The sequence below is a fragment of the Oleiphilus sp. HI0123 genome, from assembly GCF_001635315.1.
Window position 1 is genome coordinate 1 of the sequence record NZ_LWGE01001717.1, and the last position, 1902, is coordinate 1902.

The window sequence follows — 1902 nt, forward strand, 5'->3', positions numbered from 1 at the left end:
AAAACTGGACTACAGAAAAACGATCGCTAAAACGGCTTTCCATTTTTATCAACGAAGCTTGTTTGAGAAAAGGCAGACTTATAGCTTGTTCGCAGGAGGCTCAAATGTTGTTGGCTGCCTCGGCTTCGTCAATGCTGCTTTTGAACTGAAAATGCAAATTGATGCTCAGTTAATTCCCGAACCTGACTATCTATACTGTCCTGTGGGTTCTAGCGCAACACTTGCCGGCTTGACCCTTGGCTGTAACTTACTGGGACTAAAAACCAAAGTCATTGGCGTTCGTGTCGCCCCATCGCATCTCGGCCCCATTGAAACTTGCACAGATAAAACTATTGCTAAACTGATGATGAGAACGGCTAATTATTTAAAGCATCGATCCGACAAGCTGGAAATAAAAAAAGCGCCCCAAATACACTTAAACAATTATTTTTTCGGTGATGGCTACGGTTTAAGCACCACAGCAAGTAAGGCCGCGCTCAAGCTATTTGCAGCTCATCATATAAACCTCGAATCAACCTATACAGCGAAAACTGCGGCAGCAGTACTGAGTCACGCTCAAGCCGAGAAAGATAAAACTTTTGTCTATTGGCACACGTTCAACTCTCGTGACACCAATCTGCTACCAGCTAGTTCAAAAACCTATGCACTCCCCCAAGAGCTTAAAGCACTACTGACACCCAACACGAGCCTATAAGGGACTAACGAACAGTGATAGAACAACTCAACGAACTATTTGAACTGTATCAAGACCCTATGTTTTTAGCCTTTCCCGTCGCGACACTCGCCCTGAGTGTCGGTACTTTTCTTGTCGTTGCCACCCCCTGGACAATTCTTGCTTGGCTTGACCCAGATTGGGCAAAGCCCTATAAAATTCAAGACAAACCCTTCCAGGTAAGAAAATATTTCTGGCCCAATATCGCTAGAATCAGCTTCAATTCGCTGATCATGCTTGTGCTCCTCATTATCTTTTGGCCAATTCTCCGTTATAGCGATATTCACGAAGGCCCTATACCAGCTTGGTACGTCTGGGTAATTCAAATTATCTTTTTTCTTTTGTTGGATGACTTTCTTTTCTATTTAATGCATCGCTGGCTACATGAAAACAAATGGATGCTACGCAAGGTTCACTCGGTCCATCATAGAATTCACAACACCTGCGCATTAGACGGTAACTACTTTCATGTTATCGAGTTCATCTTGATCGGCAGTCTAGCCATGCTCGGCCCTATTTTACTTGGCTGCCATCTTTATGTGCTCTATGCCTGGATTATTATTAGAAATATTGAAGCCGCTGACGGCCATGCAGGCTATGACTTTCCATGGAATCCTTTGCGGTTTTTGCCTTTATATGACGGCCCGGTTTACCACGACTTTCATCATGCACGCTTTAAAGGCAACTATGCCGGGGCGCTTCATTATCTGGATAAGTATTTTGGCACGTACATAAAAGAATATTTACGCTATAAACAAGAACACAAATACCCTGGATCAGAAGTAAAAAACGAAGCACCCGACAGAATTAACTAGCTCAAAAATATCACTACTGATGACAGCCCTATAAAGGTGAGTTCGGCACAATACTTGTCAAAAGCGCCCTATCCAAGCCCATTTCGGGGTACTCTCCTTGCTCATCAGGCCATATTTGATAAAGGTAGTTATAGATCTGGGTTACTAATTCTGGCGCATATNAAGATATAGCCCCCAAAAACAGGCCCATTCCGGTAAGTTGCTTTCTGGGCTTATCTATCACCGCATCAATAAACATTTGTGCCGCATCCTCGGCGCTTACCAGGTCGGCATTTTTATATTCTTTCGTTGGCGCAACCATTTCGGTCTTAACCAAGGGGAATTTTATCGAGGTGACACTTATATCCCGGTTAGCAAACTCTGCAGCCAGTGAGT

The 1902-nt window shown here is 43.8% G+C and carries 2 protein-coding genes; both read left to right on the forward strand.

Annotated elements, in window-relative coordinates; translation table 11 throughout:
* On the forward strand, window positions 1–694 hold a 694-nt coding region (locus A3761_RS23245; protein WP_156492060.1), incomplete at its 5' end, for a pyridoxal-phosphate dependent enzyme.
* Between the two features lie 14 nt (window positions 695–708).
* On the forward strand, window positions 709–1527 hold the full coding sequence (locus A3761_RS23250; protein ID WP_068511425.1) for a sterol desaturase family protein: 819 nt from the start codon (window positions 709–711) through the stop codon (window positions 1525–1527).
* Window positions 1528–1902 lie beyond the last annotated feature (375 nt).